Annotated in this window: 14 protein-coding genes; 9 read left to right on the top strand and 5 right to left on the bottom strand. The window is 61.4% G+C overall.

Features of this window, described 5'->3' with window-relative positions; all coding sequences use genetic code 11:
* Positions 1-2: 2 nt before the first annotated feature.
* Positions 3-236: a DUF1127 domain-containing protein gene (locus tag JFT44_RS04235; RefSeq protein ID WP_128593302.1), complete on the top strand. Its 234-nt coding sequence runs from the start codon at positions 3-5 to the stop codon at positions 234-236.
* Position 237: 1 nt separating this feature from the next.
* Here the strand turns inward: JFT44_RS04235 and JFT44_RS04230 are convergent, their stop codons facing one another.
* On the bottom strand, positions 238-1,530 hold the full coding sequence (locus JFT44_RS04230; protein ID WP_198817202.1) for an FAD-binding oxidoreductase: 1,293 nt from the start codon (positions 1,528-1,530) through the stop codon (positions 238-240).
* A 115-nt stretch (positions 1,531-1,645) separates the two neighbouring features.
* Here JFT44_RS04230 and JFT44_RS04225 point away from each other — a divergent pair, with 115 nt between their 5' ends.
* Positions 1,646-1,999: a YkgJ family cysteine cluster protein gene (locus tag JFT44_RS04225; protein WP_029289779.1), complete on the top strand. Its 354-nt coding sequence runs from the start codon at positions 1,646-1,648 to the stop codon at positions 1,997-1,999.
* A gap of 64 nt (positions 2,000-2,063) precedes the next feature.
* On the opposite strand, the gene JFT44_RS04220 is transcribed toward JFT44_RS04225, so the two are convergent.
* Positions 2,064-2,552: an Lrp/AsnC ligand binding domain-containing protein gene (locus tag JFT44_RS04220; protein ID WP_003206849.1), complete on the bottom strand. Its 489-nt coding sequence runs from the start codon at positions 2,550-2,552 to the stop codon at positions 2,064-2,066.
* Between the two features lie 156 nt (positions 2,553-2,708).
* Between JFT44_RS04220 and dadA the strand changes: the two genes are divergently transcribed.
* From dadA to JFT44_RS04190, 6 genes are all read left to right on the top strand, one after another.
* Positions 2,709-4,010: a D-amino acid dehydrogenase gene (dadA, locus tag JFT44_RS04215; protein ID WP_029289774.1), complete on the top strand. Its 1,302-nt coding sequence runs from the start codon at positions 2,709-2,711 to the stop codon at positions 4,008-4,010.
* Positions 3,982-4,335 (top strand): RidA family protein, encoded by a 354-nt coding sequence (locus JFT44_RS04210; protein ID WP_057960992.1) that lies wholly within the window; start codon positions 3,982-3,984, stop codon positions 4,333-4,335. The genes dadA and JFT44_RS04210 overlap by 29 nt, the downstream gene beginning before the upstream one ends.
* A gap of 77 nt (positions 4,336-4,412) precedes the next feature.
* On the top strand, positions 4,413-5,486 hold the full coding sequence (gene alr, locus JFT44_RS04205) for an alanine racemase (protein ID WP_057440500.1): 1,074 nt from the start codon (positions 4,413-4,415) through the stop codon (positions 5,484-5,486).
* A gap of 116 nt (positions 5,487-5,602) precedes the next feature.
* On the top strand, positions 5,603-6,151 hold the full coding sequence (locus tag JFT44_RS04200; protein ID WP_029289768.1) for a cupin domain-containing protein: 549 nt from the start codon (positions 5,603-5,605) through the stop codon (positions 6,149-6,151).
* Positions 6,152-6,332: 181 nt separating this feature from the next.
* On the top strand, positions 6,333-6,743 hold the full coding sequence (locus JFT44_RS04195; protein ID WP_057960990.1) for a cytochrome c5 family protein: 411 nt from the start codon (positions 6,333-6,335) through the stop codon (positions 6,741-6,743).
* A 132-nt stretch (positions 6,744-6,875) separates the two neighbouring features.
* Positions 6,876-8,798 (top strand): acetyl-CoA hydrolase/transferase C-terminal domain-containing protein, encoded by a 1,923-nt coding sequence (locus tag JFT44_RS04190; RefSeq protein WP_057960989.1) that lies wholly within the window; start codon positions 6,876-6,878, stop codon positions 8,796-8,798.
* A gap of 130 nt (positions 8,799-8,928) precedes the next feature.
* On the opposite strand, the gene JFT44_RS04185 is transcribed toward JFT44_RS04190, so the two are convergent.
* Entirely contained in the window at positions 8,929-9,501 is a 573-nt protein-coding gene (locus JFT44_RS04185; protein ID WP_029289761.1) for a xanthine phosphoribosyltransferase, read from the bottom strand.
* 57 nt (positions 9,502-9,558) lie between these two features.
* A complete protein-coding gene (gene rep / locus JFT44_RS04180) occupies positions 9,559-11,568 on the bottom strand; it encodes a DNA helicase Rep (protein WP_057440498.1) in 2,010 nt (669 codons plus the stop codon).
* Between the two features lie 268 nt (positions 11,569-11,836).
* On the opposite strand from rep, the gene JFT44_RS04175 reads away from it, so the two are divergent.
* A complete protein-coding gene (locus JFT44_RS04175; RefSeq protein ID WP_057960988.1) occupies positions 11,837-13,510 on the top strand; it encodes a bifunctional diguanylate cyclase/phosphodiesterase in 1,674 nt (557 codons plus the stop codon).
* A 65-nt stretch (positions 13,511-13,575) separates the two neighbouring features.
* Here the strand turns inward: JFT44_RS04175 and JFT44_RS04170 are convergent, their stop codons facing one another.
* On the bottom strand, positions 13,576-14,970 hold the full coding sequence (locus JFT44_RS04170; protein ID WP_057440496.1) for a NorM family multidrug efflux MATE transporter: 1,395 nt from the start codon (positions 14,968-14,970) through the stop codon (positions 13,576-13,578).
* Positions 14,971-15,019 lie beyond the last annotated feature (49 nt).

Below are 15,019 nucleotides of genomic sequence, written 5' to 3'. Positions count from 1 at the left end.
CAATGAATGGCTTGAGCGATGTGCGGCTGGCACTACACAGTCAGGAACTGGAAGCAGGGCAGGAGCGCGGGCTGACCGGGCTGGCGCCGGGTAATCCGAGCCGTTGGGAACTGTTCTGGCGCCGTCGCCACACGCGCCAGGCCTTGCTGGACCTGACCACGGAGCAACTGCGCGATATCGGCTTGAGTACTGAACAAGCGCGCCGGGAAGGCTTGAAGCCGTTCTGGCGCAGTTGAGTCAGAGCAGTTCTTTCAGGCGGTGCCAGAGCATGCCCAGGGCCAGTAGCGGTGAGCGCAAGTGCTTGCCGCCAGGGAAGGTGATGTGTGGCACCTGGGCAAACAGATCGAAGCGCCCACTCTGCTGGCCGCTGATGGCTTCTGCCAACAGTTTGCCGGCCAGGTGGGTGGCGTTCAGGCCATGGCCGGCGTAGGCCTGGGCAAAGTACACATTGGGCTGGTCGGCCAGCCGGCCAATCTGCGGCAGGCGGTTGGCGCCGATGCCGATCATGCCGCCCCATTGATAGTCGATCTTCGCTTCGGCCAATTGCGGGAAGACCTTGAGCATCTTCGGCCGCATATAGGCGCCAATGTCCTGGGGATCGCGTCCGGAATAGTGGCAAGCACCGCCAAACAGCAGGCGCCGGTCGGCCGATAAACGGAAGTAGTCCACCGTGACCCGCTGATCACACACCGCCATGTTTTGCGGCAGTAACTCGGCGGCCTGGGTTGGGCTCAAGGGTTCGGTGGCAATGATGTAGCTGCCGGCGGGCAGCACCTTGCCGCTCAGGTGAGGGTTGAGGCCATTGAGGTAGGCATTGCAGCCCAGCACCAGAGTCTTGGCGCGCACACTGCCGTGGGCGGTGTGGACTTTGACTTCAGGGCCGTAGTCGATGCGCAGGGCTTCGGACTGCTCGAACAGCCTCACGCCCAGTTGCTGCGCGGCGCCCGCTTCGCCAAGGGCCAGGTTCAGCGGGTGCAGGTGGCCGGAGCCCATGTCGATCATGCCGCCCACGTAACGGTCGGAGCCGATCACGCTGCGCATTTCCCCGGCTTGCAGCAGGCGCAGTTCATGTCGATAGCCCAGGTCGTGCAGCTCTTCGGCGTCGGCGGCCAGGCCCTGCAAGTCGCGGGGCTTGTTGGCCAGGTCGCAGTAGCCCCAGGTCAGGTCGCAATCAATCTGGAAGCGCTCGACCCGCTGGCGCACGATTTCCACGGCTTCCAGGCCCATCAGCTTCATCTGCCGCACGCCTTCGCTGCCGACCACATTGGCAAACTGATCGAGGCCATGGCCGACGCCGCGAATCAACTGCCCGCCGTTGCGCCCGCTGGCGCCCCAGGCGATCTTGCGTGCCTCCAGCAGCACCACGCTAAAGCCCCGTTCAGCCAGCTCCAGCGCGGTGTTCAGCCCGGAAAACCCGCCGCCGACCACGCACACATCGGCGACCACTTCGCCCGCCAATGCCTGGTAATCGGGTTGCGCCAGGCTGCTGGCGGCGTAGTAGGAAGCGGTGTGCCGGGCGCTGGCGGTCATGGGGAGCATCCGTGTTTGGAAAATTTGACGCAGGATACAGCGGTCGGGTGAAGCTGTCTCACTCGGGGCTTTTAGGGCAAAATCCACGCCTATTCGCCGTTCGGTATGGGTTTCGATGAGTTGCAACAGCCAGAAAGTCAACGCGCTGCGCCGGCAGATCCCCTCGTTCGAGTGTGTGCCGGGTTGCCATGATTGCTGTGGGCCGGTGACTACATCCACCGAGGAAATGTCGCGCCTGCCGCGCAAGACTGCGGCCGAGCAGGAAGCGGCCATGGATGAGCTGAACTGTGTGCACCTGGGGCCCAACGGTTGCACGGTGTACGACGAGCGCCCGTTGATCTGTAGGTTGTTTGGTACCACGCCCAGCCTGCCATGCCCCAACAATCGAGGCCCGGTGGAGCTGATTCACCCGCGGGTGGAGAAGCAGATTCACGAGTACATGGCGACGACGCGGCAGGTGCTGGTCTGACAGATGTACCCGGTCAAAAGGTGGGAGCTGGCTTGCCTGCGATGACGGTGTAGCGCCCACAGGGTCAATCCGGGATCGGCAGGTTCAGGCTCTCCTTCACCTCTTCCATCACGATATAGCTCTTGGACTCGCGCACATGGGGCAGCTTGAGCAGGATATCGCCCAGCAGTTTGCGGTACGACGCCATCTCGGAAATCCGCGCCTTCACCAGATAGTCGAAATCCCCCGAGACCAGGTGGCACTCCAGCACATGGGGCAGTTTCAGCACGGCACGTCGGAATTCTTCGAAGGTATCGCCGGATTTGTAGTCGAGGCTGATCTCGACAAACACCAGCAGGCTACCCTTCAAGTGCTGCGGATTGAGGCGGGCGTTGTAGCCCATGATGATCCCCTCGCGCTCCAGGCGCCGGACCCGTTCGGTGCACGGCGTGGTCGACAGTCCTACCTTCTCCCCTAGCTCGGTAAACGAAATCCGCCCGTCGGCCTGCAGGATGCGCAGGATGTTGCGGTCGATCTTGTCCAGCTCCCGCTTGGTCTGGGTATTGGTCCGCATAGGGGATGCTCCTCCGTGAAAAGGGTTTTTGCCGAGAATTGTCGCCAAATATAGGCACTTATATAGTGAAATGCACTGGTCATTGCTTTTTATACTGCTCACATCTTTGTGCCGAACAACAAACGTCAGCGGTCAAGCCGTGATGAGGATATAAAAATGCGGGTTTTGGTCTTGGGTAGCGGTGTCATTGGTGTGGCCAGTGCCTACTATTTGGCGCGTGCCGGTTTTGAGGTGGTCGTGGTCGACCGCCAGCCGGCCGTTGCAATGGAGACCAGCTTCGCCAACGCCGGCCAGGTCTCGCCCGGCTATGCATCGCCGTGGGCCGCGCCGGGTGTGCCGCTCAAGGCCATCAAGTGGTTGCTGCAGCGCCATGCGCCGCTGGCGATCAAGGCCACGGCCGATATCGACCAATACCTGTGGATGGCGCAGATGCTGCGCAACTGCACGGCCAACCGTTATGCCGTGAACAAAGAACGCATGGTGCGCCTGTCCGAGTACAGCCGCGACTGCCTCGATGAGCTGCGCGCCGAAACCGGCATTGCCTACGAAGGGCGCAGCCTGGGGACTACGCAATTGTTCCGCACCCAGGCGCAACTGGATGGCGCGGCCAAGGATATCGCCGTGCTGAAAGAGTCCGGCGTGCCGTTCGAGCTGCTTGACCGCGCCGGCATTGCCCGCGTCGAGCCGGCCCTGGCCAGTGTCACGGATATCCTCGCCGGTGCCTTGCGCCTGCCCAATGACCAGACCGGCGACTGCCAGATGTTCACCACCCGCCTGGCCGACATGTGCAAGCAGTTGGGGGTGGAATTCCGTTTTGAGCAGGACATTCAACGCCTGGACCACGCCGGTGATCGCATCAACGGCGTGTGGATCGACGGCAAGCTGGAAACCGCCGACCGCTACGTGCTGGCCCTGGGCAGTTACTCGCCGCAGTTGCTCAAGCCGCTGGGGATCAAGGCGCCGGTGTATCCGCTCAAGGGTTACTCCCTGACCGTGCCGATCACCAACCCGGCGATGGCCCCGACTTCGACTATTCTCGACGAAACCTACAAGGTTGCGATCACCCGTTTCGACAACCGCATCCGCGTCGGTGGCATGGCTGAAATAGCCGGTTTTGACCTGTCGCTGAACCCGCGTCGGCGCGAAACCCTGGAGATGATCGTCAACGACCTTTATCCTCAGGGCGGTGATTTGAGCGAAGCGACGTTCTGGACCGGCCTGCGCCCGACCACCCCGGACGGTACGCCGATCGTCGGCGCCACGCCTTTCAAAAACCTGTTCTTGAACACTGGCCACGGCACCCTCGGCTGGACCATGGCCTGTGGCTCTGGTCGCCTGCTGGCGGACCTGATGGCGAAGAAAACCCCGCAGATCAGTGCCGCTGGCCTTGATATTTCCCGTTACGGCAACCCTCAGGAGTCCACAAAACATGTCAATCCAGCGCCAGCTCACCAATGAGCGCATGAGCCAGATCGTTGTCCACAGCGGTACCGTGTATCTGGCAGGGCAAGTCGGCGACGACATGAGTGCCGGAATTGAACAGCAGACCCGTGAAACCCTGGCCAATATCGAGCGTTTGCTGGATTTGGCCGGTACCGATAAAACCAAGTTGCTGTCGGTGACGATCTACCTCAAAGACATCGACGCCGACTTTGCCGGCATGAACGCGGTTTGGGACAAGTGGCTGCCAAAAGGCGCGGCCCCGGCCCGTGCCACGGTCGAGTCGAAACTGTGTGAGCCAGAAATCCTGGTCGAGCTGTCTGTCGTGGCCGCTCTGCCTTAAACGATCCCTCTTGCGGTGCCGGCGCTATTGGCCGGTACCGGTTTTTTCTTCCCACCGCCGCCTAGAAGCCTGCCGCCATGCGTCCTGCCCGTGCCCTGATCGACCTACAAGCCCTGCGCCACAACTACCAATTGGCCCGCGAACTGACCGGGGCCAAGGCCCTTGCCGTGATCAAGGCCGACGCCTATGGCCATGGTGCCGTGCGCGTGGCCCAGGCCCTGGAAGACCAGGCCGACGGTTTTGCCGTGGCCTGTATCGAGGAGGCGCTGGAGCTGCGCGCCGCCGCAATTCGTGGGCCGGTGTTGTTGCTCGAAGGGTTCTTCGAGGCCGACGAACTGCCGCTGATCATTGAGCATGACTTGTGGTGCGTGGTGCATTCGCTGTGGCAACTGGAGGCGATTGAACAGGCGCGCCTGAGCAAGCCGCTGACGGTGTGGTTGAAGCTGGATTCGGGCATGCACCGGGTTGGTTTGCATCCCAAGGATTATCACGACGCCTACCAGCGCCTGCTGGCCAGTGGCAAAGTGGCCAAGATCGTGTTGATGAGCCACTTCGCTCGCGCCGATGAACTGGACTGCACAAGCAGCGATGAGCAGGTCGCGGTATTCGATGCGGCGCGCCAGGGCCTGGCGGCCCAGGTCAGCCTGCGCAACTCGCCGTCGGTAATGGGTTGGCCGGGCGTCTCCAGTGATTGGGTGCGGCCCGGCATCATGCTCTACGGCGCAACGCCCTTTGGCGAAGACCAGGCGGTTGCCGCGCGTTTGCAGCCGGTGATGACCCTGGAATCGAAAGTCATCTGCGTGCGCGAACTGCCGGCGGGCGAGCCCGTGGGTTATGGCGCACGGTTCGTGACGCCCAAGCCGATGCGTATCGGCGTGGTTGCCATGGGCTATGCCGATGGTTATCCGCGCCACGCGCCGACCGGTACGCCGGTGCTGGTCGCCGGCCAGCGCAGCCAGTTGCTGGGGCGGGTGTCGATGGACATGCTGTGTGTCGACCTGACCGATGTGCCCGAGGCCGGCCTGGGCTCGACCGTCGAGTTGTGGGGCAAAAACATCCTCGCCAGCGATGTGGCGACCGCCGCTGACACCATTCCCTACCAGATTTTTTGCAACCTGCGCCGAGTGCCACGGCTCTATTCCGGCGCCTAGCTGCCGGACGCCGAAGACGTCCAGCGGGATTCAGACCAAAGTGTTGTAAATACTGAACGCTGTCGCCATGATGACGCTCAATTACAACAAAGCCTGAATCCTAGGAGGCTCCTGCATTGGACGTCGGCGAACGACTGCAATCCATCCGTAAACTGAAAGGTCTTTCCCAGCGTGAACTCGCCAAACGTGCGGGCGTCACCAACAGCACCATTTCGATGATCGAGAAAAACAGTGTCAGCCCTTCCATCAGCTCCTTGCGCAAGGTGCTGGGCGGCATCCCCATGTCGATGGTCGAATTCTTTTCCGAGGAGATCCTCCAGGAAAAACCGACCCAGATCGTCTATAAAGCCAATGAGCTGATCGACATTTCCGATGGTGCGGTGACCATGAAGCTGGTGGGCCGTGCGCATCCCAGCCGGGCGATTGCGTTTCTCAACGAAATCTACCCGCCAGGCGCCGATACGGGCGAGGAAATGCTGACCCATGATGGCGAGGAAACCGGGATTCTGTTGGAAGGTCGTCTGGAATTGGTCGTGGGCGTCGAAACTTTTGTGCTCGAAGCCGGCGATAGCTACTACTTTGAAAGCACCAAGCCGCACCGTTTTCGCAATCCGTTCGATGTGCCGGCGCGACTAATCAGCGCAGCCACACCCGCGAACTTTTAACAGAAGAGGCGCCCTGCCTACCTTGCAGAGGTGCCCGTAGTTGTATTTCGCCATACTGAATCCCCCCTTGGATAATAGGGTTGTTTCAGTGAGGCGGCCTAACCGTTATACTTTCGCCGCCTGCGAAACCGTGGCCGCAGGCGTGAATAGCCACCATGAGGGTGAACGCGTGAACCTAATTATGAAAATGCTGGCTGTACCAGCAACCGTACTGGCCCTTTGGGCTGCCAGCGCTCAAGCTGCGACCAATGATGATATTGCCAAGCGTCTTGAACCCGTCGGGAAGGTCTGTATTCAGGGCGAAGAATGCAAGGGGATGGAAGTCGCTGTGACAGCAGGCGGCGGCGCGAAAACGCCGGACGAGATCATCGCCAAACACTGTACTGCTTGCCACAGCACTGGCCTGTTGGGCGCACCGAAAATCGGTGACACTGCTGCCTGGAAAGAGCGCGCCGACCACCAGGGCGGCCTTGATGGCATCCTGGCCAAGGCCATCACCGGTATCAACGCCATGCCGCCTAAAGGAACCTGCGCCGATTGCTCGGATGCTGACCTCAAGGGTGCGATCGAGAAGATGTCTGGTTTGAAATAAACCGATCTTCGCCAAAAAGCCGCTGACCAGCGGCTTTTTTGTGGGCGCAATTTGGCGGCCAAGGCTGTTCATTGCAGCAAAGACCCGGCAAGCTCGGTCCAACCCCTAATCATGGAATGTCAGGAGGGTCGGATGGTGCAGTTGTGTTCAATCGAGCAAGCGGTCGATGACGTACTGGAGCGCTTGCCTGCGCATATCCACATGGGTATGCCGCTGGGCCTGGGCAAGGCGAATCTGTTTGCCAATGCCTTGTACCGGCGCATCGCCAAGCTGCCTGAGCGGGCGCTGACGATTTACACCGCGCTGAGCCTGGGTCGCCCGCCGTTGGGCGATGGCTTGCAGAAGCGTTTTCTGGAGCCGTTTATCGAGCGGGTGTTCGGCGATTATCCTGAGCTGGACTTCCTCGCCGCCCTGCGCAAGGACAGCCTGCCGGCCAATATTCACGTGCAGCAGTTTTTTATGCAGCCCGGCAGCCTGCTGCATAGCACCTCGGCCCAGCAGGATTACGTCAGCAGCAACTACAGCCATGCCGCCCGCGATATCAACGCTGCCGGCCTGAACCTGATCGCGCAGTTGGTGGCCAGCAGCAGTGAGCACCCGGATCGCCTGAGCCTGAGCTGCAACCCCGATATCACCCTCGACCTGTTACCGATGATCGCCAAGCGCCGCGCGGCAGGCGAGACCATCCTGGTGGTGGGCCAGGTGCATGATGATTTGCCCTACATGCCCGGTGATGCCGAGCTGGGCATGGATCAGTTCGACTTCCTGATCGACGAAAAAGACCGCACCACGCTGTTTTCCACGCCGAACATGCCAGTGGGTTTGCAGGACCACTTCATTGGTTTGCACGCCAGTACCCTGGTACGCGATGGCGGCACCCTGCAGATCGGTATCGGTTCGATGGGCGACGCCCTGACTGCCGCATTGCTGGCGCGTCAGGCCGATAACGAAGGCTACCGGCAGTTGCTCACCGACCTGGATGTGTACCAATGGGCGCCGCTGATCAGCCGCGAGGGCGGGGTCGAGCCGTTTGCCCGGGGCCTCTATGGCTGCAGCGAAATGTTCGTCAATGGCCTGCTGGTGCTGGCCGACGCCGGCATTGTGCGGCGCAAGGTGTACCCCGATGTGGCGACGCAGCAGCAGGCCAATGCGGGTCTGCTGGACGACGCGGCACAACCGGATGGCGTGTCGATCCACGGTGGCTTCTTCCTCGGCCCCCGCAGTTTTTACCAGCGCTTGCAGGAAATGACCCACGCCAAGCGCCTGGAATTCAACATGACCCGCATCAGCTATATCAACGAGCTGTACGGGCAGGAAGAACTCAAGCGTTTACAGCGCCTGGATGCGCGGTTTATCAACAGCGCCATCATGGTCACGTTGCTGGGCGCCGGTGTTGCCGACCAACTGGAAGACGGCCGCGTGCTCAGTGGCGTGGGTGGGCAGTACAACTTTGTGGCCCAGGGCCATGCGCTGGAGGGCGCGCGCTCGATCCTGATCCTGCGCAGCTGGCGTGAAGCGGGCGGTGATGTCAGCTCCAATATCGTCTGGGAATATGGCCATTGCACGATTCCCCGGCACCTGCGCGATATTGTCATCACTGAATACGGCATCGCCGACCTGCGTGGCCAGACCGACGCCAAGGTGATCGAGGCGCTGCTCAATATCACCGACTCACGCTTCCAGGCGGGCTTGATCGAGCAGGCGCAAAAAGCCGGCAAGTTGCCCAAGGACTTTCAGCTCGACCCGCGCTTCGCCGACAACACGCCGGAGCGTTTGCAGGCGGTGCAGGCACGGCATTCAAGGCTGTTCCCGGAGTACCCGCTGGGCAGTGACTTCACCGATGAAGAACGGGATTTGTTGCGCGCGTTGAACTGGCTCAAGAGCAAATTCAAGCTGACGGAGATTCTGGAGTTGGGCAAAGCGGCGCTGGATGCGCCTGAGCCTGAGGCGTTTCCCGAGCACTTGGTGCGGATGCGCCTGGATAACCCGGAGGGGTTTAAAGAGGATTTGTATCAGCGCCTATTGCTTGCTGGCCTTAAGGCCACCGCACACTAACGGCCACCACAAACCAAATGTGGGAGCGGGCGTGCTCGCGATAGCAATGGATCAGCCACTCGTGAGTTGACTGACAGACCGCTATCGCGAGCAAGCCCGCTCCCACATTTTTAAGCGTGCCCGCTCAGGATTAATCGATGAAGGTCACGACGCCACCGGCCAGGGACTTGACCCGCGCCAGCGACTCAACCCGGTAACCCTGGGCATCCAGCTCAGCACGCCCACCCTGGAACGACTTCTCGATCACAATCCCCAGGCCCGCCACGGTGGCGCCGGCCTGTTTGATGATCGAAATCAGCGCCTGGGACGCCTTGCCGTTGGCCAGGAAGTCGTCGATCACCAGCACGCGGTCGCTGCTGGTCAGGTGGCGTGGGGAGATTGCCACGGTGCTTTCGACTTTCTTGGTGAAGGAATACACCGTCGCCGACAGCAGGTTTTCCGTCAGGGTCAGGGACTGCTGCTTGCGGGCGAAGATCACCGGTACGCCCAGGTTCAGGCCGGTCATGATCGCTGGCGCGATGCCTGAGGCTTCGATGGTGACGATCTTGGTGATCCCCGAATCCTTGAACAGCGCGGCGAATTCGTCGCCGATCAGTTTCATCAGCGCCGGGTCGATCTGATGGTTCAGAAAGGCGTCGACCTTGAGTACCTGGTCGGAAAGCACGATGCCTTCTTCGCGAATTTTCTTGTGCAGTGCTTCCACAAAAGCTTCCTCTGGTGGCGCAAGGGGCGCCGAAAGTAGATTAAAAAGTAGTCGATTCTAGCGCTTTAGCATCGCGCGTATATCCGCCAGGGCGGTGTTGCCGCGTACCGCCTTGACTTCAGTTGGGGTGTCGTCGTTGCCTTCCCAGGCCAGGTCGTCCGGTGGTAGCTCATCGAGGAACCGGCTTGGGGCGCAGTCGATGATTTCGCCGTATTGCTTGCGCTTGGCCGCAAAGGTGAAGGCCAGGGTCTGACGTGCGCGGGTAATGCCCACGTAGGCCAGGCGCCGTTCTTCCTCGATGGTGTCGGCTTCGATACTGGAGCGGTGTGGGAGGATTTCCTCTTCCATGCCCATGATGAACACGTAGGGGAATTCCAGGCCCTTGGACGCATGCAAGGTCATCATTTGCACACCTTCGGCGCCGTCTTCCTCTTCCTGCTGGCGCTCGAGCATGTCGCGCAGCACCAGCTTGCCGATGGCGTCTTCGACGGTCATTTCGCCGTCTTCGTCTTTTTCCAGGGTGTTCTTCAGCGCCTCGATCAGAAACCAGACGTTGCCCATGCGGTAGTCCGCGGCCTTGTCGCTGGAGCTGTTGGTGCGCAGCCAGTTTTCATAGTCGATATCCATGACCATGCTGCGCAGGGCGCTGATCGGGTCTTCGCCGGCGCATTGCTCGCGCACCCTGTCCATAAAACGCTTGAAGCGCGACAGGCGATCGGTGAAGCGCGTGTCCAGGTGTTCGCCCAGGCCGATTTCGTCGGTGGCGGCGTACATCGAGATCTTGCGTTCGGTGGCGTAGTTACCGAGTTTTTCCAGGGTGGTGGAGCCGATTTCCCGGCGCGGCACGTTGATCACGCGCAGGAAGGCGTTGTCGTCATCCGGGTTCACGATCAGCCGGAAGTAGGCCATCAGATCCTTTACTTCCTGGCGTCCGAAAAAGCTGTTGCCGCCGGACAGACGATACGGCACCTGATGGTGCTGCAACTTCAGCTCGATCAGCTTGGCCTGGTAGTTGCCGCGATAGAGGATCGCAAAGTCGCTGTAGGGCCGGTCGGTGCGCAGGTGCAGGCTGAGGATTTCCACGGCCACGCGTTCGGCTTCGGCGTCTTCGTTGCGGCAGCGGATCACGCGAATCTCATCGCCGTGGCCCATCTCGCTCCACAGCTGTTTTTCGAATTCGTGGGGGTTGTTCGAGATCAGCACGTTGGCGCAACGCAGGATGCGGCTGGTGGAGCGGTAGTTCTGCTCCAGCATCACCACTTTCAGGGACGGGTAGTCGTCCTTGAGCAGCATCAGGTTTTCCGGGCGCGCACCGCGCCAGGCGTAGATCGACTGGTCATCGTCGCCGACCACGGTGAACTGGTTGCGCGTGCCGATCAGCAGTTTCACCAGCAGGTATTGGCTGGCGTTGGTGTCCTGGTATTCGTCCACCAGCAGGTAGCGCACCTTGTTCTGCCACTTTTCGAGGATATCGGCGTGTTCCTGGAACAGCTTCACTGGCAGCAGGATCAGGTCGTCGAAGTCCACCGCGTTGAACGCCTTGAGCGTGCGTTGGTAGTGGGTGTAGACGATGGCGGCAGTCTGTTCCTTGGGGTTGCGCGCGTTTTCCAGGGCCTCGGGCGGCAGGATCAGGTCGTTTTTCCACGAGCCGATCATGTTCTTGATCTCGTCGACCCCGTCGTCGCCCGCGTATTCCTTCTGCATGATGTCGGTCATCAGGGCCTTGACGTCGGTCTCGTCGAAGATCGAGAAGCCCGGCTTGTAGCCCAGCCGCACATGCTCCTTGCGGATGATGTTCAGCCCCAGGTTGTGGAAGGTACACACAGTGAGGCCACGGCCTTCGCCACCCTTGAGCAGGGTGCCGACGCGCTCTTTCATTTCCCGCGCCGCCTTGTTGGTAAAGGTCATGGCGACGATGTACTGGGCACGGATGCCGCAGTTCTGGATCAGGTGCGCGATCTTGCGGGTGATCACGCTGGTCTTGCCGGAGCCAGCACCGGCGAGCACCAATAGAGGGCCGCCGACGTAGTTCACGGCTTCTTGCTGCCGGGGATTGAGTCGGGACATACAGGGTTTTGGGAGTCTTTGAGCGAAAAGGGCGGGCATTTTAACAGGCTGGCAAGATTCTGCCGCCTCTGAACGACAGTGTGACGTACCACTCGATCTAAATTTGCCGGTTTTGTTACTTTGCCGCAGGATGTGCGGTGTTTTTGGGTCTATTGTTCGATCTAGACCTGCACTGCGCGTATTTGATAACCAATATCATTGGTCATTATCAGGCTGCGCGTCATAATGCCCGCCGCCAACGAATTTTTGCAAAGTCTAGGGAGCTAGCTTGTCTACGCCTGTCGAACCCTTGCGTTTGCTGCTACTGGCCGATGAGCCAGCGTGGGCAGCGTTGTTGCGCGAGTGCCTGGCGCCGATGGGCGATGGGGCTGTGCTGGTCAGTGCGCCAAGCTGGGAGTCGGTGAGCAGCCTGTTCGACGACGACCGCACGGCTGTCTTGCTCACCACCCCGGGTCTGCAACCTGGCCCTGGCCGTTGTAACCTGCCCACCGTAATGCTGCTGGAGCAGGAACCGCTGGTTGCACCGTTGGGCGCCAGCGATTGGTTGATCCGTGGCGCGTTTGATGTGGATACGCTGCGCCGCTGCCTGCGCCATGTGCGCGAACGCGGCTTGCTGGAAAACACCCTGCAACGCCTGGCCGCACAAGACCCCTTGACCGGCATCGCCAACCGCCAGGGTTTCCAGACCCTGCTGGCCGCGCGCCTGGCGGAAAACGACGGGCGTGGCCTGGCCCTCGGCCACCTGGACCTGGACAACTTCCGCCATGCCAACGATGCCCTCGGCCATCAGGCGGGCGACCGGCTGATCCTGCAAGTGGTCTCGCGGCTCAAGAGCCAACTGGAGGTCGGCGACCAACTGGCGCGCCTGGGCAGTGATGAATTTGCCTTGTTGATCGACACCCGCCGTGCGCCGCAACGCGCCGAGTGGATGGCCGAGCGCATCACCGAGGCCATGGCCGAACCTTACTGGGTCGATGGCGAGAGCCTGCTGATCGGTTGCAGCCTCGGTGTGGCCCATGCCCGCGCCAAGGCCGGCGCCGACCCGTTGATGTGGCACGCGCATATCGCCATGCAACAGGCCAAGAGCACCCAGGGCTGCACCTTTCATATCTTCAATGAACGCATCAACCGCAATGCCCGTAGCCTCGCCGACCTGGAAAGCGAACTGCGCCGGGCGCTGCGCCGTGACGAACTGGAACTGCATTACCAGCCGCGGCTGGACCTGGACGATGGGCATATCGTCGGCCTCGAAGCCCTGGTGCGCTGGCGCCACGGTGAACGTGGCTTGCTGCCGCCGAGCGAGTTCGTGCCGCTGGCCGAGCAGAGCGGCCTGATCGTGCCGTTGGGCTACTGGGTGATTTCCCGGGCCCTGCGCGATATGCAGGACCTGCGCGAGCGCGGCCTGCCGCCGTTGCACATGGCGGTCAACCTGTCGTTCCGTCAGTTTCAGGACAGCCAGTTGCTCTCGACCCTGAGCCGTTTGATTGCCGAGCGTGGGGTGGAGGCGCAATGGCTCGAATTCGAGCTTACTGAAACCGCCGTGATGCGCCGCAGCGACCTGGTCAAGCAGACCATGGATGCCTTGGGCCGCCTGGGTGTGCGCTTCTCCCTGGATGACTTTGGCACCGGGTTCTCGTCCTTCGTGCACCTCAACAGCCTGCCGATTGCCTTGCTCAAGATCGACAAGAGCTTTGTCGGCGGTATGGAAGAGCGCGAAGAAAACCGCAAGCTGGTGCACGCCATGATCAACCTGGCCCACAACCTCAACCTGGAAGTGGTGGCCGAAGGCGTGGAAACCCCGGAGCAACTGGCGTTGTTGCGCTTGTTCGGCTGCGACCAGGCCCAGGGTTACCTGATCAGCAAGCCGTTGCCGCTGGCGGAATTGGTGGAATACCTGACGTTTGGCAGCAGCCAGCAGGCGTTGTTGGGCGATGTGATCTAGCCCTGTAAACCAATCAAAAAGGTGGGGGCTGGCAAGCCAGCTCCCACACTGACCGAGTACATCCTTCAGTTAGGCTGTGGGACCGCATCGACTTGCGGCTCCTGGGCAATCATCCGCTTCATCTTCGCCTCAAACGCCCAGGTCAGGGTAATCGCCGCACAGGCAAGCCCCAGCGCCAGACCCCACCACACGCCGGTCGGGCCCCAGTCCAAGGTAAACGCCATCAACCAGGCCGCCGGTGCGCCAATCAACCAGTAACAACCCAGGCCGACGAGGAACGTGGTCTTGGCATCCTTGAGCCCTCGGATGCAACCCATGGCGATGGTCTGCACGCCGTCGAACAGCTCGAACCACGCCGCCACGGCCAACAGGCTGACCGCCAGGCTGATCACTTGGGCGAAGGCCGGGTCGTCATGGTCGAGGAACAGGCCGATCAGCGGGTCTGAAAACAGCCAGAACACCATGGCAAACCCCAGCATCACGCTCGCGCCGAAGGCGATACCCACGCGTCCGGCCAGCCGTGCATCGAGCAGTTGCCCGCCGCCATAGTGCAAGCCGATGCGCATGGTGACGGCATAGGACATGCCCGCCGGCACCATGAACGCCACCGAGACGATTTGCAGGGCAATCTGGTGGGCCGCCAACTGCGTACTGCCCATGGTGCCCATGCACAGCGCCGCAAAGGCGAACAAGCCGACTTCCACCGCATAGGTGCCGCCAATCGGCAGGCCCAGGCGCCACAGCTCGCGTAAGTAATGCAGGTTGGGCCGCAGCAGGCCCTTGCCCAGGGGGTAGGCCGCGTAGGCGCGGTTGTATTTGATGTACCACAACAGTGCCAGGGCCATGCAGTTGGCGACAATCGCCGTGACCAGGCCAATGCCCATCAGGCCCAGCTTGGGCAGGCCGAACATGCCTTCGATCAACGCATGGTTGAGCAGGTAGTTGAGCACCGTGCCGCACAGGCTGATCACCATCACCGGCGTGGCTTTGCCGATGGCGCTGGTGAAGCCGCGCAGGGCCATGAACGTCAGGTAGCCGGGCAGGGCGAACGGCAGGATCATCAGGAATTGCCCGGCCGACTGCACGTTGGTTTCGGTCTGGCCGAACATCAGCAGCACCGGCTTGAGGTTCCACAGCAGCAGGCCGGCCACCAGGGCCATCAGCCAGGCCAGCCACAGGCCGGCCTGGGTCAGGCGGGTGGCGCCCTCGATGTCGCCGGCGCCCTGGCGAATGGCGACCAGGGTGCCCACGGCGGCAATCACGCCGATGCAAAAGATCGACACAAACGAATAGCTTGCCGCGCCCAGCCCGCCGCCGGCCAGGGCTTCGGGGCTGAGGCGGGCCATCATCAGGGTGTCGGTCAGCACCATCAACATGTGCGCCAACTGCGAGGCAATCAACGGCCCTGACAGCCGCAGAATGGCCCAGAGTTCGGTACGCGCCGGATGCTGCATGATCATCACGCTCAATAATTGCACAAGGGGTAGAAGGGTTGATTCTCGGCGCTCT

It is taken from the genome of Pseudomonas sp. MF5691 (assembly GCF_016405645.1).
Lineage (GTDB): Bacteria > Pseudomonadota > Gammaproteobacteria > Pseudomonadales > Pseudomonadaceae > Aquipseudomonas > Aquipseudomonas shahriarae.
Note: the sequence above shows the minus strand (reverse complement) of the source record. Positions and strands in the feature narration are given on the sequence as shown.

Coding starts and splice junctions, on each gene's coding strand:
- JFT44_RS04235 (WP_128593302.1), top strand. CDS start 3: ATGAATGGCTTGAGCGATGTGCGGCTGGCACTACACAGTCAGGAACTG.
- JFT44_RS04230 (WP_198817202.1), bottom strand. CDS start 1,530: ATGACCGCCAGCGCCCGGCACACCGCTTCCTACTACGCCGCCAGCAGC.
- JFT44_RS04225 (WP_029289779.1), top strand. CDS start 1,646: ATGAGTTGCAACAGCCAGAAAGTCAACGCGCTGCGCCGGCAGATCCCC.
- JFT44_RS04220 (WP_003206849.1), bottom strand. CDS start 2,552: ATGCGGACCAATACCCAGACCAAGCGGGAGCTGGACAAGATCGACCGC.
- dadA (WP_029289774.1), top strand. CDS start 2,709: ATGCGGGTTTTGGTCTTGGGTAGCGGTGTCATTGGTGTGGCCAGTGCC.
- JFT44_RS04210 (WP_057960992.1), top strand. CDS start 3,982: ATGTCAATCCAGCGCCAGCTCACCAATGAGCGCATGAGCCAGATCGTT.
- alr (WP_057440500.1), top strand. CDS start 4,413: ATGCGTCCTGCCCGTGCCCTGATCGACCTACAAGCCCTGCGCCACAAC.
- JFT44_RS04195 (WP_057960990.1), top strand. CDS start 6,333: ATGAAAATGCTGGCTGTACCAGCAACCGTACTGGCCCTTTGGGCTGCC.
- JFT44_RS04190 (WP_057960989.1), top strand. CDS start 6,876: ATGGTGCAGTTGTGTTCAATCGAGCAAGCGGTCGATGACGTACTGGAG.
- rep (WP_057440498.1), bottom strand. CDS start 11,568: ATGTCCCGACTCAATCCCCGGCAGCAAGAAGCCGTGAACTACGTCGGC.
- JFT44_RS04170 (WP_057440496.1), bottom strand. CDS start 14,970: ATGATCATGCAGCATCCGGCGCGTACCGAACTCTGGGCCATTCTGCGG.